This window comes from Gluconobacter cerinus (assembly GCF_002723935.1).
Lineage (GTDB): Bacteria > Pseudomonadota > Alphaproteobacteria > Acetobacterales > Acetobacteraceae > Gluconobacter > Gluconobacter cerinus.
Map to the genome: position 1 here is coordinate 12,031 of NZ_BEWM01000004.1, position 24,720 is coordinate 36,750.

General features: G+C 53.9%; 19 protein-coding genes. 12 read left to right on the forward strand and 7 right to left on the reverse strand.

Annotated elements, in window-relative coordinates:
• Positions 1–7 precede the first annotated feature (7 nt).
• Entirely contained in the window at positions 8–829 is an 822-nt protein-coding gene (locus tag GCE01_RS10035) for a MurR/RpiR family transcriptional regulator (protein WP_099212733.1), read from the reverse strand.
• 303 nt (positions 830–1,132) lie between these two features.
• On the opposite strand from GCE01_RS10035, the gene GCE01_RS10040 reads away from it, so the two are divergent.
• The 7 genes from GCE01_RS10040 to GCE01_RS10070 all read left to right on the forward strand — a co-directional run bounded on the left by GCE01_RS10040 (position 1,133) and on the right by GCE01_RS10070 (position 9,826).
• The gene (locus GCE01_RS10040; RefSeq protein ID WP_099212734.1) at positions 1,133–3,073 is read left to right on the forward strand and encodes a bifunctional 5-dehydro-2-deoxygluconokinase/5-dehydro-2-deoxyphosphogluconate aldolase; all 1,941 of its coding nucleotides are present in this window, start codon (positions 1,133–1,135) and stop codon (positions 3,071–3,073) included.
• Between the two features lie 24 nt (positions 3,074–3,097).
• Positions 3,098–4,954 carry a 3D-(3,5/4)-trihydroxycyclohexane-1,2-dione acylhydrolase (decyclizing) gene (gene iolD / locus GCE01_RS10045; RefSeq protein ID WP_099212735.1) on the forward strand — a complete coding sequence of 619 codons (1,857 nt, stop codon included), beginning with the start codon at positions 3,098–3,100 and terminating at the stop codon, positions 4,952–4,954.
• Between the two features lie 47 nt (positions 4,955–5,001).
• Positions 5,002–5,904, forward strand: coding sequence for a myo-inosose-2 dehydratase (gene iolE / locus GCE01_RS10050; protein ID WP_099212736.1), 903 nt, complete (start codon positions 5,002–5,004; stop codon positions 5,902–5,904).
• Positions 5,886–6,686, forward strand: coding sequence for a 5-deoxy-glucuronate isomerase (iolB, locus tag GCE01_RS10055; protein ID WP_099212737.1), 801 nt, complete (start codon positions 5,886–5,888; stop codon positions 6,684–6,686). The genes iolE and iolB overlap by 19 nt, the downstream gene beginning before the upstream one ends.
• 99 nt (positions 6,687–6,785) lie before the next feature.
• Entirely contained in the window at positions 6,786–8,270 is a 1,485-nt protein-coding gene (locus GCE01_RS10060; RefSeq protein WP_099213028.1) for a sugar porter family MFS transporter, read from the forward strand.
• Between the two features lie 5 nt (positions 8,271–8,275).
• A complete protein-coding gene (locus tag GCE01_RS10065) occupies positions 8,276–9,397 on the forward strand; it encodes a Gfo/Idh/MocA family protein (RefSeq protein WP_099212738.1) in 1,122 nt (373 codons plus the stop codon).
• A gap of 30 nt (positions 9,398–9,427) precedes the next feature.
• Complete coding sequence (locus GCE01_RS10070) at positions 9,428–9,826, forward strand: tautomerase family protein (RefSeq protein ID WP_099212739.1); 399 nt, start codon at positions 9,428–9,430, stop codon at positions 9,824–9,826.
• A 95-nt stretch (positions 9,827–9,921) separates the two neighbouring features.
• Here GCE01_RS10070 and GCE01_RS10075 read toward each other — a convergent pair whose 3' ends face one another.
• Complete coding sequence (locus GCE01_RS10075) at positions 9,922–10,662, reverse strand: IclR family transcriptional regulator (protein ID WP_145995790.1); 741 nt, start codon at positions 10,660–10,662, stop codon at positions 9,922–9,924.
• Between the two features lie 275 nt (positions 10,663–10,937).
• Here GCE01_RS10075 and GCE01_RS10080 point away from each other — a divergent pair, with 275 nt between their 5' ends.
• Positions 10,938–13,373, forward strand: a complete 2,436-nt coding sequence (locus tag GCE01_RS10080; protein ID WP_099212741.1) for a membrane-bound PQQ-dependent dehydrogenase, glucose/quinate/shikimate family — start codon at positions 10,938–10,940, stop codon at positions 13,371–13,373.
• A gap of 148 nt (positions 13,374–13,521) precedes the next feature.
• Positions 13,522–14,880 carry a carbohydrate porin gene (locus tag GCE01_RS10085; RefSeq protein ID WP_244591172.1) on the forward strand — a complete coding sequence of 453 codons (1,359 nt, stop codon included), beginning with the start codon at positions 13,522–13,524 and terminating at the stop codon, positions 14,878–14,880.
• Between the two features lie 191 nt (positions 14,881–15,071).
• Here the strand turns inward: GCE01_RS10085 and GCE01_RS10090 are convergent, their stop codons facing one another.
• Together GCE01_RS10090 and GCE01_RS10095 are read right to left on the reverse strand one after the other, a co-directional pair.
• Positions 15,072–16,397, reverse strand: a complete 1,326-nt coding sequence (locus GCE01_RS10090; protein WP_099212742.1) for an NAD(P)/FAD-dependent oxidoreductase — start codon at positions 16,395–16,397, stop codon at positions 15,072–15,074.
• A 126-nt stretch (positions 16,398–16,523) separates the two neighbouring features.
• Positions 16,524–16,877 carry a cupin domain-containing protein gene (locus tag GCE01_RS10095; RefSeq protein ID WP_099213030.1) on the reverse strand — a complete coding sequence of 118 codons (354 nt, stop codon included), beginning with the start codon at positions 16,875–16,877 and terminating at the stop codon, positions 16,524–16,526.
• 217 nt (positions 16,878–17,094) lie between these two features.
• Here GCE01_RS10095 and GCE01_RS10100 point away from each other — a divergent pair, with 217 nt between their 5' ends.
• On the forward strand, positions 17,095–17,760 hold the full coding sequence (locus GCE01_RS10100) for a haloacid dehalogenase type II (protein WP_086634350.1): 666 nt from the start codon (positions 17,095–17,097) through the stop codon (positions 17,758–17,760).
• 51 nt (positions 17,761–17,811) lie between these two features.
• Here GCE01_RS10100 and GCE01_RS10105 read toward each other — a convergent pair whose 3' ends face one another.
• From GCE01_RS10105 to GCE01_RS10115, 3 genes are read right to left on the reverse strand one after another with little or no spacing between them, the layout of a single operon-like run.
• Positions 17,812–19,086, reverse strand: a complete 1,275-nt coding sequence (locus GCE01_RS10105; protein ID WP_099212743.1) for an NAD(P)/FAD-dependent oxidoreductase — start codon at positions 19,084–19,086, stop codon at positions 17,812–17,814.
• A 13-nt stretch (positions 19,087–19,099) separates the two neighbouring features.
• Positions 19,100–20,455 (reverse strand): MFS transporter, encoded by a 1,356-nt coding sequence (locus GCE01_RS10110; RefSeq protein ID WP_099212744.1) that lies wholly within the window; start codon positions 20,453–20,455, stop codon positions 19,100–19,102.
• Positions 20,456–20,490: 35 nt separating this feature from the next.
• The gene (locus GCE01_RS10115) at positions 20,491–21,873 is read right to left on the reverse strand and encodes an aminotransferase class III-fold pyridoxal phosphate-dependent enzyme (RefSeq protein WP_064274939.1); all 1,383 of its coding nucleotides are present in this window, start codon (positions 21,871–21,873) and stop codon (positions 20,491–20,493) included.
• A 210-nt stretch (positions 21,874–22,083) separates the two neighbouring features.
• Here GCE01_RS10115 and GCE01_RS10120 point away from each other — a divergent pair, with 210 nt between their 5' ends.
• Both GCE01_RS10120 and GCE01_RS10125 read left to right on the forward strand, forming a co-directional pair.
• Complete coding sequence (locus GCE01_RS10120) at positions 22,084–23,565, forward strand: aldehyde dehydrogenase family protein (protein ID WP_099212745.1); 1,482 nt, start codon at positions 22,084–22,086, stop codon at positions 23,563–23,565.
• Between the two features lie 4 nt (positions 23,566–23,569).
• Entirely contained in the window at positions 23,570–24,718 is a 1,149-nt protein-coding gene (locus GCE01_RS10125) for an amidohydrolase (protein ID WP_099212746.1), read from the forward strand.
• Positions 24,719–24,720: the final 2 nt, after the last annotated feature.

The following is a 24,720-nucleotide window of genomic DNA, read 5'->3' on the forward strand; positions in this document are numbered from 1 at the left end:
CCCACCCTTATATAAGGTTTTGGGATCGATAATTTCCTATTGCGGTTGCTAATGTCATAACCATAACGACAGAAGCTGCATTGGAGCGAAAGCCGTGAAAGTCAGCTTCGGCGACCTGTAGCCACATTCCGGATTTTGGGATCACCGGGCTGTTTTTATTATCGGTCAGGGAAACAATAGGGACGCCGCGTTCTTCCAGTTTCTGGAACAGTTCGACGGTTTTCGGGGCGTAGGAAGCGTAACTGATGATGAGGGCGGCATCAGTCGGGTTTGCGGTGAGAAGGGCTTCTTCTTCCATGCCGCTTTCAATTCCGATGACCTGATGGGGGATAGCCATTTTTGCCAGTAGATAGGCGAAGTAACGCGCTACGGGCATGGAGCGGCGTAATCCAAGAATGTGAATGCAGCGTCCGTTTGCTAGGATGTCGACAGCTTGGTCCAGTAGCAGAGGGTTTGTCTTTTCCTGAAGGCTATTTAGGGATGTGATGGCAGCTCGATGAAAGCCTGTGAGCAGGTTGATTGTAGAATGCGCAGCATCGTCCGGGTTCTTTAATGTCTGCAGACGCTCGGGGTACGATGAAGCCAGTCCACGGAGCCTTTCTCTGAAAATGGCCTGAAAATCAGAATATCCCTGGAAGCCGAACGTTCGTGCGAAGCGAACGACCGTCGATGGTTGAACATTGGCATGAAGCGCGAGAATACTGACCGTCCAGTGTGCGACGTCGTCAGGATTGCTAGAGACCAGATCGGCGAGTTGCTTCAGGCGTGGGGGGAGGGATGCGTATCGCTCTCCAAGCTCTGCTGAGAAAATTTGATACCGATCAGTCATGGTCGTTCAGCTGCGCCTTTCCTGTCATCATCATGCGCAATGTCTTGGTGATGATCGCATTTTTTGGCGGGGCTTGGAAGAAAGCTTGAAAAATGCCCTCACTTCAAATGGAAAATATATTCCATTGAGCCCTCCTGATCGAACCGTCGGTGTGTTTTCAGTTGAAGATCACGAGATATGTAACGTAAAAAAAGGGAATATATCATTTAAAAGTGATATAAATAACGAAGAATCGGATTGCAGGTGCGTTAAAGGTGTGGAAAGAGAATAAACATTCCATTTCTCAGGGAATGTTCAGACACGATGAAGGTGTATCCTGCGATGTCTCCAGATCTTGATGTTATCACCATTGGCCGTGCTTCCGTGGATCTCTACGGGCAGCAGATTGGCAGCCGGCTTGAAGATATGGCCAGCTTCAGCAAGGCGGTCGGCGGCTGTCCGGCTAATATTGCGATTGGAACAGCTCGTCTTGGGCTGAAGTCCGGCATCATTACCCGTGTCGGGAACGAGCATTTCGGGCGTTTCATCCGGGAGCAGATGGTCCGCGAGGGTGTTGCGATCGACGGTGTTCGTACGGATCCGGACCGCTTCACGGCTCTGGCGATCCTAGGCGTCAAAAACCGGGATAGTTTCCCGTTACTGTTTTATCGGACCGATTGTGCGGATGCCGCGTTGAATGAAGATGACATCGATCCAGCGTTTATTCAGCGTGCAAAAGCAATTGTCGTAACCGGAACCCATTTCGCACGACCGGAAGCTGCCGCCGCACAGCGTAAGGCGATGAAATTAATCCGGGAGGCGGGCGGACGCATTGCTTTTGATGTGGATTATCGACCTAACCTTTGGGGACTGGCTGGGATCGGAGACGGCGAGGCGCGTTACGTTCGTTCTAAGAATGTGACAGCGCATCTTCAGGATATTCTCCCGGATTGTGATCTGATCGTTGGTACGGAAGAAGAGCTGCATATTGCAGGTGGCAGTGAAGATACGCTGGAAGCCATCCGGAATATTCGAGCTGTTTCCGACGGTACGATTGTCTGCAAGCGCGGACCGATGGGCTGTGTCGTTTTTGACGGCGTCATACCTGACAGCCTTGAAAAAGGAATTAGTGGTCCAGGCTTCCCCGTAGAAGTTTACAATACACTTGGAGCCGGGGACGCATTTATGTCTGGCTTCTTGCGTGGCTGGCTTAAGGATGAGGCACTGTCTGAGTGCTGCCGGTATGCGAATGCGTGTGGTGCATTCGCCGTTTCACGCCTTCTATGCTCGTCTGAGATCCCGACCTGGAAAGAACTTCAGTATTTTCTGTCTCACGGATCGACGTCCAAGGTGCTGAGATATGATGACGCTCTAAATCATCTGCACTGGGTTACGACGCGACGGGAACAGGCTTTTCCAATTATGGCACTTGCCTGTGATCACAGGCTGCAACTGGAAGACATGGCCCTGGCAACAGGGGCGCCCTTCAACAAGATCTCCCATTTTAAAATTCTCGCTATTGAAGCCGCCGCGCGCGTCGCGAAAGGGCGAGATGGTTTTGGGGTTTTCATGGACGGCCGATACGGACAGGACGCTCTGTTCCGCGCCGCCGAGGAAGGTCTGTGGACGGCTCGCCCTGTCGAGAAAACTGGGTCACGTCCGCTGGATTTTGAAGGGCAGGGGAGCTTGGGAAGCTCGCTTATCGAATGGCCGAAAGATCAGGTTATCAAATGCCTGTGCTTCTATCATCCGGACGATAGCGACGATCTGAAACTGCGGCAGGAACGTGAACTTCGTCGGGTGTACGAGGCATGTCGGCTGCAAGGACGGGAGCTGTTGCTGGAAATCATTGCCGGGAAACATGGTGAACTCAAGGTCGATACCGTTTCTCGCGCACTTGAGCGGCTCTATGACATCGGCATTCAGCCGGATTGGTGGAAGCTGGAATCCCAGCCGTCGGAAGCCGCGTGGAAAAATATCGGCAATGTCATTGAAAAGCGTGATCCGTTCTGCCGGGGTATTCTGCTCCTTGGACTTGATGCACCTGTAGCGGATCTGGAAGAGGCATTCCGTAAAACCACAGCAACGCCCTGGGTCAAAGGCTTTGCGATCGGGCGTACCATTTTCGGAGATCCGGCGCGTGCATGGCTTGCGGGCAAGCTGTCGGACAGCGAGGCCAGAGACGAGCTGGTGCGTCGTTTCGAGCATTTTGTGGCGGCCTGGCAGAGCAGGGGACGTCCTCTGCCTCACCAGAGCGCGGCCTGAGCGAATGCCCGAAAGGATATCACAATGAAAACGATACGCCTGACGATGGCTCAGGCTCTGGTGCGCGCCATGATCGCACAGAAGACCGAAATAGACGGCCGGATAGAGCCATTTTTTTCGGGCGTCTGGGCAATTTTCGGGCACGGCAATGTTGCCGGTCTCGGAGAGGCGCTCCATGCGTCCCGTGATGAACTGGTCACCTGGCGTGCTCATAATGAGCAGGGCATGACGCATATTGCGACGGCTTTTGCCAAGGCATCCCGTCGTCGTCGTGCCATGGCCTGCACAAGTTCGATTGGCCCGGGGGCGTTGAACATGGTGACGGGCGCGGCCGTAGCGCACGTCAACCGCCTACCTTTGCTGCTTCTGCCGGGGGACGTGTTCGCCAATCGTATTCCGGATCCTGTGCTTCAGCAGATCGAGGATTTTGGAGATGGCACCGTTAGCGCGAATGATGCGTTCCGGTCTGTGTCGCGTTACTTTGACCGCATCACGCGACCGGAGCAGATTATTCCGGCGTTTAATCGCGCTATGACGGTGCTGACTGATCCCGCTGAGTGTGGGCCGGTCACGCTGTCTCTATGCCAGGATGTTCAGGCAGAAGCGTTTGATTATCCGGAAAGCTTCTTTGCGGACCGTATCCACCGTATCCGCCGGGCTGAACCTGACGAACGTGAACTGGCGGACACTGCGGCGCTGATCCGTGAGTCCAGCAAGCCATTGGTTATCGCAGGGGGGGGCGTCCTCTATTCTGGCGCAGAGCGGGCTTTAGCGGAGTTCTGTAACCGCCACGGCGTGCCATCTGGTGAGACGCAGGCCGGAAAATCCTCCCTGCTGCCGGATCATCCTTTGAATATGGGTGGCCTCGGGGTGGCTGGGACTTCAGCGGCCAATGAACTTGCGGAAGAGGCGGACCTCATTATCGCCGTGGGAACCCGTCTTCAGGATTTCACCACGGGTTCCTGGGGGATTTTCCATAATCCGTCCGTGAAGATTGTGACCCTGAATGTGCAGGTTGCAGATGCCACGAAGCATCTCGCCACCCCACTAGTGGCGGATGCACGCGTGGGGCTGAGGGCGCTGGAGAGCCACCTCTCGGGCTGGAAAGCTGATCCGGACTGGACGCAGAAAGCTAAAAACGGTTTGGCTGGATGGTTGGAAAGTTCCCTGCGCTATCAGGCTGAGCCGTCTGTTTCGCAGGAAACCCTGCCGAGCGATGCGCAGGTGGTTGGGGCTGTTCAGCGTGTGGCTCAGGCGAGTGATGTTGTTGTTTGTGCTGCCGGAGGACTGCCGGCGGAACTCCAGAAACACTGGCGCCCTGGGATGCCGGGTGGGTATCACATGGAATACGGTTTTTCCTGCATGGGATATGAGTTGGCAGGCGCGCTGGGCGTTAAAATGGCGGACCCCAGCAGGGATGTGATCGTCATGCTTGGGGATGGCTCTTACCTCATGCTGAATTCCGAGATCGCGACATCCGTGATGCTGGGTCAAAAGCTGACAGTCGTCCTCCTGAATAACCGGGGCTATGGCTGCATCAATCGGCTGCAGCAGGCGCTTGGTGGGGCGCCGTTCAACAACCTGCTGGAAAACTGCACGCAGGTCGTGACACCGGAAATCGATTTCATCCAACTGGCGCAAGGTCTGGGGGCCCGGACAGAAAAAGTCTCGGGAACCGCAGAACTTTCGGGAGCTGTGGAACGGGCCAGAACGGCAGATCGTACGACGGTGATCGTTATCGATACTGATCCCAAAGCGATCACGGATGACGGCGGCACATGGTGGGATGTGGCAGTTCCGGAAGTGTCATCGCGCGAAGCGGTCCGTGAGGCGCGCACAACTTACGAACGGTTGCGTGCTGGTCAGCGCATCGGGAATTGAAACTGAACACAGGAAGTGAGGCCTTCAGGGAAGGCCGGGAGTCTTCAATGGCTATTAGAATTGGTGCCAATCCCATCATCTGGAGCAACGACGATATGCCGTCTTTGGGGGGTGATATTTCGTTGGAAACCTGTCTGTCCGAAGCACGGGAGGCAGGGATTGAAGGAATGGAGCTGGGGAAAAAGTTTCCAACTACGGCCTCTGAGCTGGAATCTGTACTTGCGTCATATGGACTGGAACTGATTTCCGGCTGGTATTCGACGGAGCTTCTGGTTCGAAGTGCGGAAGAAGAGATCGAGCGGATGCAGCCGCATCTACGGCTTCTCAAAGCGCTGGGAGCCCCGGTCTTCATCGCTGCGGAAACATCGAATGCCATTCATTCAGATGTCAGTATTCCGCTTTCCCGACGCCCTGTTCTGGCAGAAAAGGAGTGGCCGGAATTTGCACGTCGCATGACGCTGATGGCTGATGCCGTGGCCGCCGCAGGACTGGACTTCGTGTACCATCATCACATGGGTACCGTTGTTCAGTCTCGCCAGGACATAGATGCCCTCATGACGCTGACCGGACCTTCTGTGAAGCTGCTGCTTGATACGGGTCATGCTCTTTGGGGTGGTTCGGATCCGGCAGAACTGGCGAAGGTCTATCGTGATCGTATTCGCCATGTGCATGTGAAGGATCTGCGGGCCGCCAATCGGGCGACGGCGGATGCGGAAAACTGGAGCTTCCTGCAGGCGATCATGGGAGATGTCTTCACTGTCCCGGGTGATGGCTGCATCGACTACGGCAAGGTGTTCGCGGAAATTCCAGACTATTCCGGCTGGGTTGTTCTTGAGGCGGAACAGTATTCGAAAGAAGTCAGTCCGCTGACCTATGCCCGGATGGGACGGAACTATCTGATCAATATCCTCTCACAGACGGGGCATCTGTCATGTCTTCGCGCCTCCTGATTCACGCCCACCCACGCGATGAAAATCGTCGGATTATCAACCTGACGCCAGAACAAGCTGGGTGGGATTACATCGGCTTTGAAGTGATGTCACTCAAGGCCGGTGAAACGGTTTCGGAAGCTACGGACCGAACCGAGGTTTGCCTCGTTCTGGTGAGCGGTCGTGCCCGTATCGAAGGTGCGGAGCAGGATTTTGGTGTGCTGGGAGAGCGGATGAGTCCATTCGATGGGCTGCCGTGGTCGGTGTACCTTCCTCCCGGAACGGTGTGGCGTGCTGAAGCCGAGACGGATGTGGAGCTGGCAGTGTGCCGTTCCCCTGCGTCTGGAAAATATCCGGCACGACTTATTCCTCCGGAGGAAGCGGGCGAGATTGCACGGGGCACAGGAACAAACGAGCGGCTGATCCGGAATATCCTTCCCGATACGGCACCGGCGGAAACGCTGCTCGTTGTCGAAGTCATTACCCCTGGCGGTCACTGGTCAAGCTACCCGCCACACAAGCATGATACCGATGATTTCCCCAATGAGAACTATCTTGAGGAAACGTATTATCATCGCTTGAAACGGGGCAGCGGTTTTGCTCTGCAGCGCGTCTATACGAAGGACGGTTCTCTCGATGAGACCATGGCTGTTTCCGATCGGGATACCGTTATGGTTCCGAAAGGATATCACCCGGTCGGCGCGCCGCATGGGTTCGACCTTTATTATCTCAATGTGATGGCGGGCCCGCGTCGGGCATGGAAATTCTCCATGGATCCCGATCAGGCACATCTTCCATATTGAGCGCTAAAAAAAACCTGCATGACAGGGTTCTTCAACAGGAAACGACAAGGCCAACCAATCACCAAGAGAGAAATGCTTCTTAGTGATGGAGTAGAAATCATGGCGAGTATCAAGGATGTTGTGTTCGTTCAGTCAGAGCGACATGACGTAAAATATGTTCTTCGTATCTGCGCCGTCGCAGCGCTCGGGGGTATCCTCTTCGGATACGATACGTCCGTCATTTCGGGCGCAATTGATTCACTGCGCGACTACTTCCAGCTCTCTCCGGCAGAGACGGGATGGGCGGTTTCGAACGTGGTGGTTGGCTGCATCATCGGTGCTGCATTGTCTGGCTGGATGGCGCACAGGCTAGGGCGGCGTGTCACGCTGTTTATATGTGCCATCCTGTTCACGATTTCTGCTCTCGGCGCAGCGCTCGTTCACAGCTTTCTGTGGTTTGTTATTTACCGGATGATTGGTGGTGTTGCGGTGGGCGTCGCTTCGGCAGTCTCACCGATGTACATGTCGGAAGTCTCACCTAAGGACATGCGTGGTCGTGCTCTGACGATGGAGCAGTTTGCCATTGTTCTTGGCCAGGTTGTCGTCTTCATCGTGAACTATCTGATCGCGAGAAGTGCCTCGACCGAATGGCTAAGAGACGTTGGCTGGCGCTGGATGATTGCATCAGAAATTGTACCGTGCGCCATTTTCTGCGCCACGATCTTCCTGATCCCGGAATCACCCCGCTGGCATGTTCTGCGTGGGCGTGACGAAGAGGCACTCACGACGCTGAAGCGGATTTCCAATGAACAGCATGCTCATTCGCTGCTGGGTGAAATTCGTGAGTCCGTCTCCAGCATGGAACTTGATGCACGCAACAGCGTGTCCGTTCTGAAGCGGGACGGCGCAAAGTGGATTATCTTTGTAGGGGCGATGATTGCACTGCTTCAGCAACTCACGGGCGTCAACGTCATCATGTACTACGCTCCTATGGTTCTGAAGAGCACCAGCGGCGGCATTCAGGCGGCTTTGTTCCAGACGATCTGGATCGGCGTGGTGTCTGTTGCCGGGGCTATTCTGGGGGCGTGGATCATTGATCGCAAAGGGCGGTTGCCATTGATCCGTGTGGGATCGGTTGCGATGTGCATCGGGCTCTTGATCGTATCATGGGCACTTTACACGCAGACAACCGGTCTTCTGGCGCTTACCGGAATGCTCCTGTTTATGTTTGCCTACGGTATGTCCTGGGGCCCTGTCACATGGACGCTGGTTGCTGAAGTCTTTCCAAATGCCATCCGTTCCATCGGAATGAGTATTGCAGTTTCCTGCCAGTGGATCATGAATTTCGGCGTCAGCCAGACCTTTCCCATGCTGAGCGACAACAAGTTTCTGAATGATCATTTTCACGGTGCATTTTCTATGTGGCTTTTTGCCGGACTGTGCCTCGTGTGCATGTGGTTTGTTCTCAAGTTTGTGCCTGAAACAAAAGGCGTATCGCTTGAGAAAATTGAAGCCGTCATGCTCAGCCGTCGCCCAGGAGGAGCGCCGTCTCAGGTCTCTCCTGTCAATACCCCAGTTGTTCCAGCCGTCTCAGGCCAGGAGTGAAGTTTGTGAATACATTGAAGATTGGTCTGATTGGCACGGGTTTTATGGGAAAGGCCCATGCTCTGGCCTATCAGGCGGCAGGAAACGTTTTTGACGACATTTCCCGGCCAGTCCTGCACAGGATCGCAGATATTGATGGGGAGCGTGCGCGTCTTTTCCAGCGGCAGTTTGGTTTTGCATCCAGCACGCAGGATTGGCGGGAACTCGTCAATGATCCGGAGATCGATATCATCTCCATCACGACGCCTACACTTTTGCATCGTGAAATGGCATTGGCCGCTATTGCCGCAGGCAAGCATGTTCATTGCGAAAAGCCGCTGTCCCCGACCGCATCTGAAGCCTGGGAGATTGTTCAGGCGGCTGAAAAGGCTGGCGTCAGGACGCAGAGTGGCTTCAATTATCTGAAGAATCCTCTCCTGAAATATGCTCGTGAATTTATAGCATCGGGAGAACTCGGGGAGATTTACGCCTTTAACGGGATCCACGCGGAAGACTTTATGTCTGATCCTCTGTCTCCTTATAGCTGGCGTTGCGATCCGGCCGGCGGAACGGGCGCGCTGGCAGATGTCGGAAGTCACATCATTTCGATTGCCCGTTTCTTACTTGGGCCTGTGACGTCGATCTTTGCCCAGCTTGATACGGTGGTGAAGCAGCGTCCTGCTTATCCGGGAGCTTCCGAACTTAAAGATATCAGCGTGGATGATGTCGCTCGAATGATCGTCAATTTTGAACGGGGATGTTCGGGAACCATCCAGGCTAACTGGTTGGCAACAGGGCGCAAAATGCAGCTGGAATTTGAAATTTCCGGAAGCAAGGGTGCGCTGTCGTTCACGCAGGAGCGCATGAACGAACTACTTTACTACAAGGCGGGTGACGATAGCCGATCAAACGGGTTCCGACTGATCGAGACTGGCCCGCAACATTCGCCTTATGGCGCGTTCTGTGTTGCGCAGGGTCATCACCTTGGCTTCAACGATATCAAGACGATCGAAATGGCAGAGTTCATTCGTGCCATTGATCGTGGCGAGCCCAGCACTCCTGACTTCCGGGAAGCATGGGAAATTCAGAAAATCATCGATACAGCTGTTCGTTCCCACCGGGAGCAGAAATGGCAGACGATTTCCTGAGCTTGTTCAATTAAATCTGGAGAAAATATCATGCCATTACTTCATTTCCACATGCTTGAAGGCCGCACGGATACGGAAATCAAGACGCTTCTGGACGCCGCCCATGAAGCCATGCTGGAAGCCTTCGAGGTTCCACGCGGCGACCGTTATCAACTTGTGTCTGAGTACAAGCCTTCCCGCATGATCGTGGAAGATACCGGTCTGGGAATTCCTCGCACTGAAAAGGTTGTGGTGGTCCAGATGTTCAGTCGTCCAAGAGGTGAAGAAAAAACGGCTCTGTTCTACAAATTGCTTACGGAATATCTGGAAAAGGAATGTGGTATTTCTTCCTCAGACGTCATGGTGTCTGTGGTCGAGAATGAAGACGCTCACTGGTCCTTTGGGCTGGGAAGGGCTCAATTCCTGACAGGGGAGCTTGGCGGAAAATAATTTTTTAGATTTTCCAGATGAGTAAATACGGACCGCAGATGTATTGAAAAATACAATGCGTTCCGTATTTTTGAACAAATGATTCAATTTCATATTTATTTTTTACCAAAAGAGTTTTCTATTTTATTCTTGCACCGATTAAGTGCCTCTCGGAATAGGGGAAGATTTTGCTCAAAACGAAAAAAGGGAACAGTAATTGAGATGGCGTATGGCCTGTGGCCAGGAAGAACGATAGGCGTGGCGATACAGCAAATTCCTTCGCTATGCTCCTCAAAATCATAAGCGTATCCCGTCGCCTTTACGGTCTCGATTTCGTTAAGAATATCTTTCACGTTAGTTTTTGTATGTGAGGTCATTTTGAGTGGTTGTGAACCAATAAGAGCCTGTATTTCAGATTTTGACATAATAGACAGCATGGCTTTGCCGTTTGACATCGCATGTAAAGGCATTGGGCGCCCGGCTTTGGGGACAACGCGAATTTCCTGATCGGAATGAATTTTTTCAATATACGTTACTTCTTTTCCATACACCGTACTGAAATCGACAGTCTCGTGCGTTTCCTGAAACATGGTTTCGATCGCGCTTCTGAACTTGTCGAGCAGGCTGGACTGCGCTGCCTCCGCTAGTCGCATGATTCCCCAAGACAGCGAGATACCGTCATTGGTGACTTCTACCAATTCCTCAACGGCGAGAGCGTTGACAAGCCGTTGAACAGTCGACCGGGGAAGCCCTGTTGCTTTTGCAATATACCCCAGACTTACGTGAGCGCTTGAAAGCACTCTAAGGATCGCCGCGGCACGGCTCACGCCCTGCATGCTGTTTTCATCGCTTTTCAAGGACTGCTCTCCACACTGTGATTTAACGGCCCCTGTTTTGGGGCAGGAATTGATTGATATTCACCCGCTGGGTGATACAGATAATGACCACTGACTGGTTAAAAATCATACCCATCGCACCCTCCTTTTTGGGGGTAACTTGCGAAAATGTTTGTTGTCCATGGCCGTTTCCGCGCCCTGAAGACCGAACACGTCCAATGGGATGTTTCTAGACCAGACCGTAAGAAAATTTACTGTCGTTGATCCCGTGCATAACGGGATGGGAGAAGTTCCTGATGCGCACCTTGGAAATAGCAGCCTTTTGGGTTGTTGAATTTTTAGGCGTAGTTCTAGGTTTGACATTGGTTTTTGGCGGCCTTTGGTTGCTCTTCCTCGGAGGATCACCATTCTATTTATTAGCAGGCGCGGCCATTATTGCCATTAGTTTTGGTCTTTATAAACGTGCTGCATTCGCTCTTTATACAGCGCTTGCATTGCTCGCCGTCAGTGTGCTCTGGGCACTATGGGAGGTCGGGTTTGATTTCTGGCAACTCGTGCCCCGTCTTCTGGCGTTCATCATTATTGCGTTGATTGTCACGGCCCTTGCACGTCGACTATCGCGGCAAGACGGCCGTCCGGCACTGCCGCGCGTGGTTGCAAACAGTCTGGGTATTGCCCTGCTTGGCTCACTGGGTGCGTTTATTGTCGGGATGTTTTTCCCGCACCCGACCATTGTGGCTGAGTCTTCCGGGCCTGCTCCTGTCATTCAGGCACAGGCAGGGCAAGACAGCGGGAATGACTGGCCTGCTTATGGACGGAGCACTGCGGGTAACCGTTTCGCTCAATTCGATCAGATCAATAAATCCAACGTCAAAGATCTGAAGCTGGCCTGGACCTACCATACGGGTGATCTTGCTATTGATGGATCAGAATATCAGGTTACGCCGCTCAAGGTCGATAACACGATGTATCTTTGCACACCGCTCAATAAGGTGATTGCAATTGATCCGGTCACCGGTAAGGAGCGGTGGCGCTTTGATCCCAAGCTGCGGATTACTGACAGCAATCGAGGGTGGAAACGTTGCCGTGGCGTTGGATATGCTGATATTTCCACGCTTCCGCCTGAAGATGTTCAACCTGCTGTGGATCAGACGGGAACGGATCAGGCAGCTCCTCCGCAGGACGCTGCAGCTCTACCGGCTGCATGCCGTAAGCGAATTGTCTCCAACACCAATGATGCTCGCCTTTTCGAAGTAGATGCCGAAACAGGCAAACCATGCGAAGATTTTGGCGATCATGGTTTTGTTAACCTTCTTGAAGGTCTGACGGACGCTCCAGAAAATGGATCGTATTATTTGACCTCTGCACCGTTGGTCGCAGATGGCGTCATTATGGTTGGCGGCAAAATCAACGATAACATTTCTGTTGGCGAACCTTCTGGCGTCGTCCGTGGCTATGACGTTCGCACAGGCAAGCTTCTGTGGGCCTGGGATGCTTCCCGCGGCGCCAAGGACAGCACACCGCTGCCTCCCGGCGAGCATTATGCTCCGCAAACTCCGAATTTCTGGGGCACAGCAGCTTATGATCCCAAGCTGGGCCTGGCTTATTTCCCAACGGGCAATCAGACGCCAGATTTCTGGAACGGTGATCGCTTCCCTTATTCGGATGAATACACGGACGCCATCGTCGCGGTTGAGATCAAGACCGGCAAGGAGCACTGGCACTTCCGTACGGCGAATAACGACCAGTTCGACTATGACGTGACGTCCCAGCCTATCCTCTATGACCTCCCGGGCAAGGATGGCACTACGACGCCGGTCATTATTCAGCTGACCAAGCGTGGTGAAGTCTTCGTGCTGGACCGTCGTGATGGTAAGCCAGTTGTCCCGGTGGAATATCGTAAGGTTCCAACGGACGGTATGCCCGGCATGCGTATCTCTCCAACACAGCCTTTCTCCGCGATTTCGATCGGCACAACGCCGTTCAAGGAATCCGATATGTGGGGCGGTACGATCCTTGACCAGCTGTATTGCCGGATCCAGTTCAAGCAGATGCGCTGGAAGGGCGAGTTCACGCCTCTCTCTGACAAGCAGCGTACTCTGATCTATCCGAGCTATTATGGTGGTTCCAACTGGGGTGGTGGCGCAATCGACGCTTCGACCGGAACGCTGATCGTCAACGATATTCGCATGGCGCAGTGGGGCCGTTTCATCAAGCAGGATGAAGCCAAGCGCATTGGTTTGAAGCCGAGCGCTGAGGGTGAATACTCAGAGCAGATCGGTACGCCGTGGGGTGTTGAGCGCTCAATGTTTGTCTCGCCTCTGGGCGTTCCATGCTTCAAGCCGCCTTTCGGCAGCATGACAGCGATTGACCTGACGACAGGAAAGACCAAATGGCAGGTTCCGATGGGTAGCATCCAGGATGCTCCTGTCCACGGTATTGTCCCGGGTGTGCGCATTCCACTAGGCATGCCAACGATGGGCGGACCGCTTGTTACCAAGGGTGGCCTGACCTTCTTCCATGGCACTCTGGACTATTATGTCCGTGCTTTGGACAACGACACAGGCAAGGAACTGTGGCGTGACCGGCTTCCGGTTGGCGGGCAGGGAGCTCCGATGTCCTACATTGGTCAGGACGGTAAGCAATATGTTGTGGTTGTCGTTGGCGGTGCTACGCGTACCGGCACCAATGCAAACCGTGGTGACTACGTGATGGCTTACACTCTCCCATAATATTGGCGGAACAAATACTCTTTAATAGGATCCGGGAAGTTCTCTTCCCGGATCTGAATAGGTATTCAAGCCAATATTACCTTGAATATATAAGCTCTAAGTAACAGCGCAATTTTTGTGCGTTTCCCGAAAATGTAGAGGTAATCTCATGGACCGCTTCAGCGTTTCCCGAGCGTTGTCGTGCTGTGTTGCTTTGTCTGTCGGCATATTTGGTGAAGCCATGGCCGCAGAGCCAACAAATGGCAACGAAAGCGACGATGCAAGCTATTCACTGTTTGATAATGGTCCAAACTCCCTTCCCACAATGACAGGAGAATGGGGGGGGGCAAGGACATATCTGCGTAATAAAGGGGTCGAACTGGGAGCCAGTTGGACGAACGAAACTGCTGGCAATGTCAGCGGCGGGGATCGGCGCACTGCCGCACAGACAAATCAGATTACTGCTGGGCTTGATGTGAATGCCGAAAAGCTCCTTCATTGGAAAGGGGCATCTTTTAACTTCACCTTTACCTGGCGTTCTGGTCGTAACCTGATTACCGATGCAGGTCTGTATACGTTACAGCAGCCTCAGGAAGTGTGGGGAAGAGGACAGACGACCAGATTAACCCAGCTCTGGTATAACCAGAACCTGGGAGGTGGCTTCAGTTTCAAGGTTGGGCGGCTGCCTACCGGTGCGGATTTTGACAATATCCCCTGCTTGACGATGATTAACTACTTCTGTGGCGCAACCACGGGGAATATGGATGGAAGTCGCTGGTATAACTGGCCAGTCAGTGTATGGGGCGGCCTTGTAAAGTATAACAATCCGCATTGGTATTTTCAGGTGGGTGCGTATGAACAGAATGATCGAAACCTCGATAATTACCTGTTCATAGGTTATCTGCATGGCGCAACCGGCGTTCTGCTCCCATTTGAAACAGGTGTACGCGTTCATCTTGGCTCGCACGGTTATCCAGGCGCCTATCGCATTGGGGGATGGATCAACACTGCTGCGGCACCGGACGTGCTGTTGGCAAATGATGGAAGGCCTGCAACTCTGGCGGGGATGTCAATGCTTCAGAGGAGTGGAAGCCATGGTGGATATCTGTGGTTCCAGCAGCAATTGACGGGCACATTCACAGAAAAGCCAGGGGAAGATGCTGTTGTTACACAAGGCCTCACAGCTTACGTCACATTGACAATGGTGGATAAGGAAACAGGGCCTGTGTCGTCTCAGGTGACAGCAAGCCTCCGTTATCTTGGTCTTCCCGGCCGAAAGAATGATGCTGTCACACTCGCGTTCGGAACCAACCACGTTAATTCCCGACTGGCGACTTTATATTGGTATCAGGACGGCAAAAAAGGGCCGAGACGTAATTCGGAATTTGCGATTGAAACGGATTATACGTTTCAAGCAACAAAATGGCTTTATCTCGAGCCTAATGTTCAGTTTTGGGTAGATCCTGGCGGGTACACTCAGAAAAATATGATTACTGTGTTTGGAGTAAAAACTGGTGTGACATTCTGACAAGTAGACAACAAAAACATCGCAAAAGCACCCGTCTTCAGTATCCTGTAATCCTGAAAATCAGTTCACCGAAACATCAAGCAATGGTTTTCTTGGTCCGCGTTAAAAAGGGCCAGCATTGCCAACGGTGTACCTGAATAAAAAAGGCAACTCACCGGGGCACATGGCTTGGTCTGATGATAAATGTATGCCTAGAAATCCGATACTTTACCCCAAGCGGATTTTTTAAAGCGGGCAAGTTTGTATTGCTCGACTTCGGTAATTGGTTCCCGACCCAACAAGAGATCGGCGATAAGATGTCCAGCACCGGGCCCAATGCCAAAGCCATGCCCAGAAAAACCGGCCGCAATGAAGAGACCGGGAACGCCACTTTCAGGGTCAATAACAGGAACCCCGTCTGGCGTACTATCAATGTATCCTGCCCATTCGGCCTGAACAGACACATTTTTCAGGGCAGGCAAGAGTGCATGGGCGTTTTTTAGGGTCTTACGAATGGTTCCAGCATCTGGTTTGGGATCCAAGATACGTGTTTTTTCCATAGGTGTCGGCCGATCAAGTTTCCATTTGGCGATGGTGTCGAAACCATAACGCCAACCCTGAAAATCGCCAGGTGCAAGGTGACGCCACCGTCGTGCGAACATTGGAAGAAATTCTATGGCGCTTTTCAATATCCCGGGAGTGGGATCTACACGACCGTTGCCGGAAATAGCGAGGGTGTAGCCACCATCACCGCGCCTTGTGACAGATGCATCGTGAGTATGAAGAGCGTCTGGAAGGCCCAATGCACCTGGTTTAACGGAAAGAATTGACGACCGGACAGACGCTTGCGGCAGGTTAACCCCAACCTGATTCAGGAAAGACCGCGCCCAAACACCTCCAGCCATGACAACCTGTGATGTGCGAATGGTTCCACGTTCCGTCACAACGCCGCAGATAGCACCGCCTGATAGTTCAACGCCGCGAGCCGCGCAGTTCTGAACGACGTAGCCACCGTTTTTGAGGACACCTTTGGCAATCATGGGCGCAGCGAGTGACGGGTCCGCGATGCCATCAGTCGGCGACCATACGCCCCCAAGCCATTTTCGGTGTGTGGCGTTCCCTCGCTGTGCGGCTTCACTCGCGTTCAGCATTCTGGTGTCCACGCCTTCGCCTCTGGCAAATTCGCCCCAGCGAGCCCATCCGTCCAGTTCAGCCTGACTGTTTGTCAGATACAGTAATCCACAGCGGCGGAAGCCAAGATTTTCACCGATGTCTGCTGTCATGTCTTCCCAAAGAGAAAGACTTCGGGTGGACAGGGGGAGTTCGCGTGCATCGCGATTTTGCTGGCGACACCATCCCCAGTTCCTGCTGGACTGTTCAGCCCCAACCGTGCCTTTCTCGAGGAGAACGACCTTCATTCCCGCCCTGGCCAGCCAGTAGGCTGCTGAAACTCCCACAATTCCAGCGCCGACAACAACAACATCCGCTTCTGCTGGAACGCTGGAACTGGTCTGAATCAGATGCAGTGGGGCAGGCATGAAAGTCTCCGTGCTGTATGCGGACGAGTGTAGGGGCATTCAGGCAGTTTTTGACACCGCAAACCCTGTGCTGAATGGCAGAGTATTGCAAAGTTCAGCTCTGGTTCAGTAGGACAGGGCATATGGTCATTCCACGAAGACATAGATCTTTTTGACTGTTTCGATAGTTTCCCACGTTCCAACGAAACCGGGCTTCATAATGAAGCTGTCTCCAGCTTTGAAGAGATAGGACTCTCCTTCGTTTTCTGTGATTCTGACAAGGCCTTCAAGGATATGGCAGAATTCGAAAGCTTCACCCTTAATGGATTTGGTTGTGCCGGGAGTGGCTTCCCATACGCCTGTGCGAACATTTCCATTACGTGACGTATCCAGCGCCCATGTCTTGAAAGCTGGAGAGCCTGAAATGAGACGTTCTGGAGTCGATACGGATTCACGTGGGGTGAAGTCCGGGCTTGTCTGAATAGGAAGAAGCAGGCTCATTGAAGATCTCACACAATGGGGATTTGCAGATCTAATGTGCTGCGTTCTGCGCCGGTTCTGATCCTGATTTTTAAACCTGGGCAGCAGAGCGTGCTGCATCCTCGTTTGAATATGAAATTTCCTGCGTCAAACAATAAAAACCTGATAACGACTATCGGCCTGAAGGCGGCATCATAACGATTATGCCAGACAGTAATGGCCTCACAAGGAATCGTATATGACCTTCCGTCCCAAGTTCATTACCTTTGACTGCTACGGCACTCTGACATTTTTCGATATGGCTGGTGCGGCCCGTAGGATCTATGGTGAAGTATTGAGTGAGCAGGCAATGCAGCTCTTCATTAAGAATTTTGCCGCTTACCGGCTCGACGAGGTGCTGGGCGCATGGAAACCCTACGCAGAAATTGTGCACAATGCTCTGGAGCGGACGTGCAAGAAGAATGGCGTGACGTTTCGTGAGGAAGATGCCTTGCAGATTTACAATGAGGTTCCAACCTGGGGGCCTCACCCTGATGTGCCCGCGGGTCTTGCCAAAGTTGCCAAAGAAATCCCCCTGGTCATTTTATCCAACGCCATGAACAGCCAAATCATGTCGAATGTCGAGAAGTTGGGTGCACCGTTTTACAAGGTCATCACGGCGGAGGAGACGGGGACTTACAAGCCTCAGATGAACGGTTTTGAATATATGCTTGATGTTCTCGGCTGTGGGCCAGAAGACATCACTCACGTATCATCGTCTTTCCGTTATGATCTTATGACCGCTTACGATCTGGGGATCCGGTCAAAAGTCTGGGTTAACCGGGGCCATGAACCAGCTAATCCCTTTTATGAATATGAAGAAATTAAGGACATCAGCGGGCTGCCCGGCGTCTTTGGCCTATAAAGATAGCAAGCCTGCGGGAGGATTACTCTCCCGCAGGTTTATCTGAAAACATTAGAGATATCTGTCCTTGGCACGATAATAGGCACCCACGACGGGCATGAAATGCGTGGCAAGTCCGTAAGCTGGGATGGGCTGCCATGGACGGTTCCACACAGGAATATCAACCTGTTCTCCGGAAAGCTTTTGTCCTAACAGATGACCAAGATGGACGGACATCTGAACACCATGTCCGCTCAGGCCCATCGCATAGGTGACGCCATTCCATTCACCAGCATGTGGTAGGCGATCCACGCTCATGTCGACGTTGCCCCCCCAGCAATAGTCGATTTCAGTGCTTTCCAGTTCAGGGTAGATCTCCGTTAGCGCTGAATGAAGGATCTGCCCTGACTGAATGTCAGACTTTTCGCTGGATTGCGAAAAATTGGCCCGGCCGCCGAAAATCAAGCGTCGGTCTGCGGTTGTTCGAAAGTAGTTATGGATATTCCGCGTTGTGACGACATTGCGGCGTCCGGGGAGAATGCGGGAAAACAAATCTTCCGACATGGGTGCCGTGGCAACAATGAAGCTGCCGACTGGCATGACGCGTCGCCGGAACCAGTTTGGTGCTCTCCGGCTTGTTCCCGTTGCCAGTAGTACATTCTGTGCCTGAATAACGCCTGAGGAAGAGGAGACTTCAAACACGTTGCCCGCACGGTGAAGGGCGGTCATAGGCGTATTTTCGAAGATTTTCGCACCCGTGGACATGGCGTTGGCTGCAAGCGCACTCCCAAATTTTCCGACATGCATCTGTGCGCTTTTGCGATATAGCATCCCGCCTTCGAATGTTGTCGAGCCACCGATTTCCGCGGCGACGGCGTCGCGGTCGAGAAGATCAGTTTCCGGGTCAACATGCTGTTTTACGGCGTCCTGATCCGCCCGCAGACCTGCCAGATGCTTTTCCGTCCAGGCGACTTTCAGCTTTCCACATCGACGGAAGTCACAGTCGATGTTTTCGGACGTGACGATCTGCTCGACCGTATCCACAGCATCATCAAAGAACCGATACAATGCAACGGCCTGTTCCAGGCCATATTTTCCGACCATGCTCTGAAAATTTCCAGCCGTCCCGTTGTTGACGTGTCCGCCATTTCGGCCTGAGGCGTGGCATGCAATCTGGTCTGCTTCGAGGACGACAACAGTCTTGCCGGCCTTGGCTAGGGTTCGAGCTGCTGAGAGGCCGGTAAAGCCGCCGCCTACAACCACGACATCTGCACGGGTAGGGAACTCAGACAGAGCAGTACCTGATACAGGTGAAATGCTATCCAGCCAGTAGGGAACAAGTTTCATGGAATGATCTCCGTCAGGAGGCACAGATGGAAGGAGAGGGCGGTTGAGTCTGGGAAGGAGGTTCTCCCAAGGACGCATTCTTTGTTTCTGGAGCCCACATCCAGCTGATGAGCAGTCCTGCCAGCATGAAGCTGGCTGCTATGAGCATCATGGGTTGCATCCCAAATTGCGTATATCCCAGAGGAAGAAGAAACGTTCCAAGTGCTGCGCCCAGTCTGCTGAAGGAGCAGGCCATACCGACCGCACTGGCCCGGATGGCTGTTGGAAACAGCTCGTTAGGATAAACAAACTGCAGGCCGCTTCCTGCTGCTTCGGACACCGAATACAGAATAAACCCGGAAAAGATCATCCAGCTGGCAGGGGTGGCTGAAACTCCGAGGAGCAAAAGGCCCAGCATGCTGATTGCAAAAGTGCCGATCAGTAACAGGCGCCGCCCCATCAGATTGATCAGCCCCAGAGTGACGGGCAGGATCCCCAGGATGGTCAGTCCGGTAATGCAGAGAGATCCGAGAAGTGCGTTCTGGACGTGATACTGATGCAGGAGCTGAGCCTGAAGGGTGTGGATGGCAAATCCCGGAGCGCTTTGCAGGATCCAGAATGCACTGACGAACACGAGTGCTCCGCGATAGGGAGATCGAATGATCTGAAGCAGGGAGAGCTGCCCCTGATGTTCTACACTGGGGAGAATATCAGCCTTCAGGTGCTCGCGTATAATGTTTCTTGCGTCTTCGGTCCGTCCCTGCTGAACCAGCCAGCGGGGAGACTCAGGCAATCCCATACGCAGGCAGAAGAGCACAATTGACGGAACAGCGCTGGAGACCAGCATGATCCGCCAAGAGATGTCGGGGAAGAAGGAAAGCCCATAGCCCACGGCGTAGCTCGCGGTATATCCAACCCACCAGGCGAGAATTAATCCGGAAAGAACTGGGCCGCGGAGTTTGCGTGGCATGAATTCTGCGACGTAAGACGTCGCAATGGGATAATCCGCACCAACTGCTACACCGAGCAGAAAGCGCAGGGTTACAAGTAGCACAAGGCCGGAGCACGCTCCCTGCAACAGGGAGAAGACTACGAACGCTGCAATATTTAGCGTAAAAAGAGGCCGTCGCCCAAGACGATCCGAGACCGCGCCCCCCAGCATTCCGCCTGCCAGAACGCCCAGAAGGGCCGCGGCCCCGACGAGGCCTGTCTCCGCGCCTGTGAGATGAAGTTCCCGCACGATGGATGGGAGAGCAATACCGATGATCCCGAGGATGTAGCCGTCACAGAATGGTCCCCCGGCAGAAATCAGGGCCAGTTTTGAATGAAAGCCGTTAGCAGGCAGATCATCCAGGGTTGCCGGTCCAGTTGAGGAAACTTCAGGTGTCATGATGGGGCAACCTTCTGTTTCCTCCTCTGGCGTAATCAGGCTTTGAGAGCGCTGGCGACGGCCGGATCTTCCATCACGCGGTCCAGTACCGAGACAATGCCGTCACAGAGCTGATCCATTTCGGCGATCGTGCTGCACAGCGGTGGGGCAAGTCCGATCACATCGTCGCCAAAGGCCCGGAAAAGAATACCCTGCTCATATCCATAGCGGCTGAGCTTTCCGGAAATTCCTAGCTGGGCATCCGGCTTGGTTTTGGTTGTCTTGTCGGTCACGAGTTCGATGCCGGCAAGCATTCCAACAGACCGGGTTGTGCCGACGAGTGGATGATTGCCTAGACCGCGCAAGCGCGTCGCAAGATGCTCACCAACACGGGTTCCGTTTTCAAGCAGGCCACCTTCATAGAGGTCCAGGACTGCGAGGCCGATGGCCGCACTGACGGGATGGGCGCTATAGGTCTGCCCATGTCCGACGGAGACACCTGGCGGCGTCTTGTCACGGATCGTTTCGTAGATCGTATCAGACATGAAGACGCCTCCCATCGGGGCGTAGCCGGCCGTCAGACCCTTTGCGACAGTCATCATGTCCGGTTCGATGTTCTCATGCGCGCAGGCAAAGAGAGGACCAGTCCGCCCGAAACCTGTGATGACTTCATCAACGACGAACAGAATATCCAGCTCGCGGCAAGCTGCCTGCATTGCCGTTGCCCAGCCCTTTGGCGGAATAATGACGCCGCCGGACCCTTGAACAAGTTCGCAGTAGAAGGCTGCAACATGCTGTGGACCGCCAATTTTAGCGATTTCATCATGGAATGCCTGTACCGAGGCCTGGATGATGGCTTCAGCGTCCGGTCCTGCAGGATGGCGGTAGGGATCGGGGCTGGGAATATGATGCTGCCACGGGAGTGGCACATCTGCATCACGATGGAAGACCGGAAGCGCGGTCAGGCCTGCGCCGACGAAGGACGAGCCATGATAGCCTTTCTGTAGCCCGATGACATGGCGCTTTTCGGGCGTACCCCGTGCGTGCTGATAGTAACGGATGAAGCGGAGCGTACTGTCCACGGCATCGGAGCCACCAAGAGCGAAATAGATGTGATTGAGGTGCCCCGGAGCATGCTGTGTCAGCCGCGCTGCCAGTTCGATAGCGGGCTCATTTGAAAAGCCGAAATATCCCGTCGCATAGGGAAGCTTTTCAAGCTGACGTCGACCTGCCTCGATAACGCTCTCGCAGCCGTAACCGGTATTGACGCACCAAAGCCCAGAAAAGCCATCCAGAAGACGGTGGCCTTTGCTGTCCGTCAGCCAGACACCTTTGCCAGATTCGAGGATGGTCGCCCCACTGGCTTCGTGTCCCTGCCATGACGAGACGGGATGGATGAGGTGTTCGCGGTCAAGCGAGACGAGACGTGGCGTATCCATGATGATTCCTGTCCTGATCCTGAATGTGATCATCGCGCAAAGCCTGCGATATGTAATGCAAGAAAAGCCAATATTCGGAGCATAAAATGCTGTTGGTGCGGCCGGAATAGCAGGGATATTCAAATGTGCCACGTGAGTATTTTGCCGTTTGCTCCACACGTACGGCTGCGCACATTGTATCCCTCCCACAATGGTCTTTCGCAGGCATGAATGATGACAGGCATTACCTTTGACCCCGCCCTGGTGGCGCTGCCAAACGCGCATTTTGTGGGTGGAAAGCTTCTGAAAGGTGAGGGCGCCATTCCTGTTCATGCGCCCTCGAATGGTCGGTTGCTCTGTCATCTACCGGAAGCCGGGGCGGATCTGGTGGATTATGCTGTCTGCTTGGCGAGAGATGTGCAAATGCGTTCTGGTTGGGCGACCTGTGCCCCGCGAGAGCGGGGGCGTGTGCTGAGACGCTGGGCCGAGCTTGTAGAAGATAATGCTGTGGAACTGGCGCGTCTGGAGACAGTCTGCTCGACGCGCCCTATCGCAGAGACAACAGGCTGGGACGTGCCTTTTACGGCAGAGGGCATCCGCTTTTTTGCTGAATATGCCGATAAGTTGGGCGGGGAAGTCGCTGCGACCCAGAGTGACTTGTTAGGCTTGGTCCTAGCTGAGCCTTATGGCGTCATTGGGGCCATTGCTCCCTGGAATTTCCCTCTGGTCATGGGGAGCTGGAAAGTGATTCCTGCGCTGGCGGCCGGAAATGGTGTCGTCCTCAAGCCGTCAGAAATGACTCCTTTTTCGATTGTTCGTCTGGCGGAACTGGCTGTCGAAGCTGGTGTTCCGGCCGGCCTGTTCAACGTTGTGCAGGGAACGGGTCGGATCACGGGAGATGCTCTGGCACGACATCCGGTCTGCGGAAAGCTGACATTCACTGGTTCCACAAGAACTGGCATCGAAATCATGAAGGCGGCAGCGGAGAGCGGCCCCAAGCCTGTCACGCTTGAGCTGGGCGGGAAAAGTCCGCAGATCGTTTTCGATGATATCCGTAATGTAGATGCCATTGCTGACCGTATCCTGCGAGCCTTCACGGGAAATGCGGGGCAGGTCTGTGTTTCCGGCTCGCGTCTTATCGTTCAAAGGGCGGTTCATGATGCCCTTGTGGAGAAGATCGTTGAGCGCGCGCAGGGCCTCGTTGCTGGTGCGCTTGAAAAGGCCGAAACACGGTACTCCCCGATTATCTCAGAGCGACAGGCGACATCCATTGAGCTTGCCGTTCAGGATAGTGTGCAGGCGGGAGCCTCAGCGCTTCTTCCTCTCGGCCGTCTGAACGGCTCAGAAGGGGCATTCCTTTCACCGTGCATTCTGACCAACGTCACGCCGCAGACGCGGGCCGTAAAGGACGAGCTCTTTGGTCCGGTTTTGACGGTCCAGACATTTGATGACGAGGCTGAGGCACTCTCTCTGGCGTCTCATGCGACTTACGGTCTCGCTGCCGGCGTTCATACGTCTGATCTCGGGCGTGCGATGCGGGCTGTGCGCAATCTGAAAGCTGGCACCGTCTGGGTTAATCGGTATGGCCGCTCATCAGACTTCGTGATCCCTACTGGCGGGTATGGTGGTTCCGGGATTGGCAAGGATCTGGGGCGTCAGGCTGTTGAAGCCAATCTGCGCTATAAAAGTGTTCTCATGGCGTTTGAGGGCTGACGCCATGGATCTTGCTCACCTCGTTGCCCTGCGAAAAGATCTTCATGCTCATCCTGAGCTGAGGTTCGAGGAGTTTCGAACATCCGATATTGTGGCGGACGTTCTCACGTCTTTGGGGTACTGCCCCTCCAGAGGATTGGCAAAAACCGGAGTTGTGGCGTCTCTTCAGGGGAAGAAACCCGGTCCATCCATCATCTTACGCGCAGATATGGATGCTCTGCCGATCAATGAGCAGGGAGATCATCCGCATATCTCTCGCCATCCGGGGCGCATGCACGCGTGTGGGCATGACGGGCATACCACCATGCTTCTGGGGGCTGCTGCCGCGTTGGCTCTTAACCCGCCGGAATGCGGGACAGTGCATTTCGTTTTTCAGCCCGGGGAAGAAGGGGGTGCAGGCGCCAAAATTATGCTGGAAGAGGGGTTATTGGAGAAATTCCCCGCCGGGCGTGTTTTTGGAATGCATAACTGGCCTGGCCTTCCAACAGGTTCTATGGCGACCCGTACCGGGCCGATCATGGCTGGTGGTTGGCGGTTTCTGGTCGATATAAAAGGGAAGGGATCACATGCGGCCCAGCCCCAATTGGGACGGGATGCACTGACTGTTGGCGCGGCATTCGTTCAGGAGACCCAATTACTGGTGGCGCGCCGTTCAGACCCTTTGGTGCCAGCGGTTCTTTCCATCTGTACGTTCCATGCGGGAACTACGGACAACATTCTTCCTGAGACTGCCACGCTTCGCGGCACGATCCGCGCTCTGGATGCTCAGGTGCTGAATGACCTGAAAGACGGGATGACACGTCTGGCCGCAGGGATTGCCATCGCGCATGACGTGACCATCACAGTACAGTTTCACCAGCCATATCCTGTGACGGTGAACTCTGCGAACGAGACGGTATTGGCGCGTGCCGCTATGGCGCGGGCCGTTGGCGCGCAGGGCACGGTTATTCCTGACATGACGCCCAGCATGGCTTCCGAGGATTTCGGCTTCATGCTGGAAGAAAGGCCAGGCGCGCTTGTCATGCTGGGAAATGGTGCTTCCGCGCCTTTGCATGCGCCAGACTACGATTTTGACGACACAATCATTCCGCAGGGCATCGCCTATTGGGTGGCACTCGCCCACATGTGCCTGCGCATCAATCAGGACGTTTGACC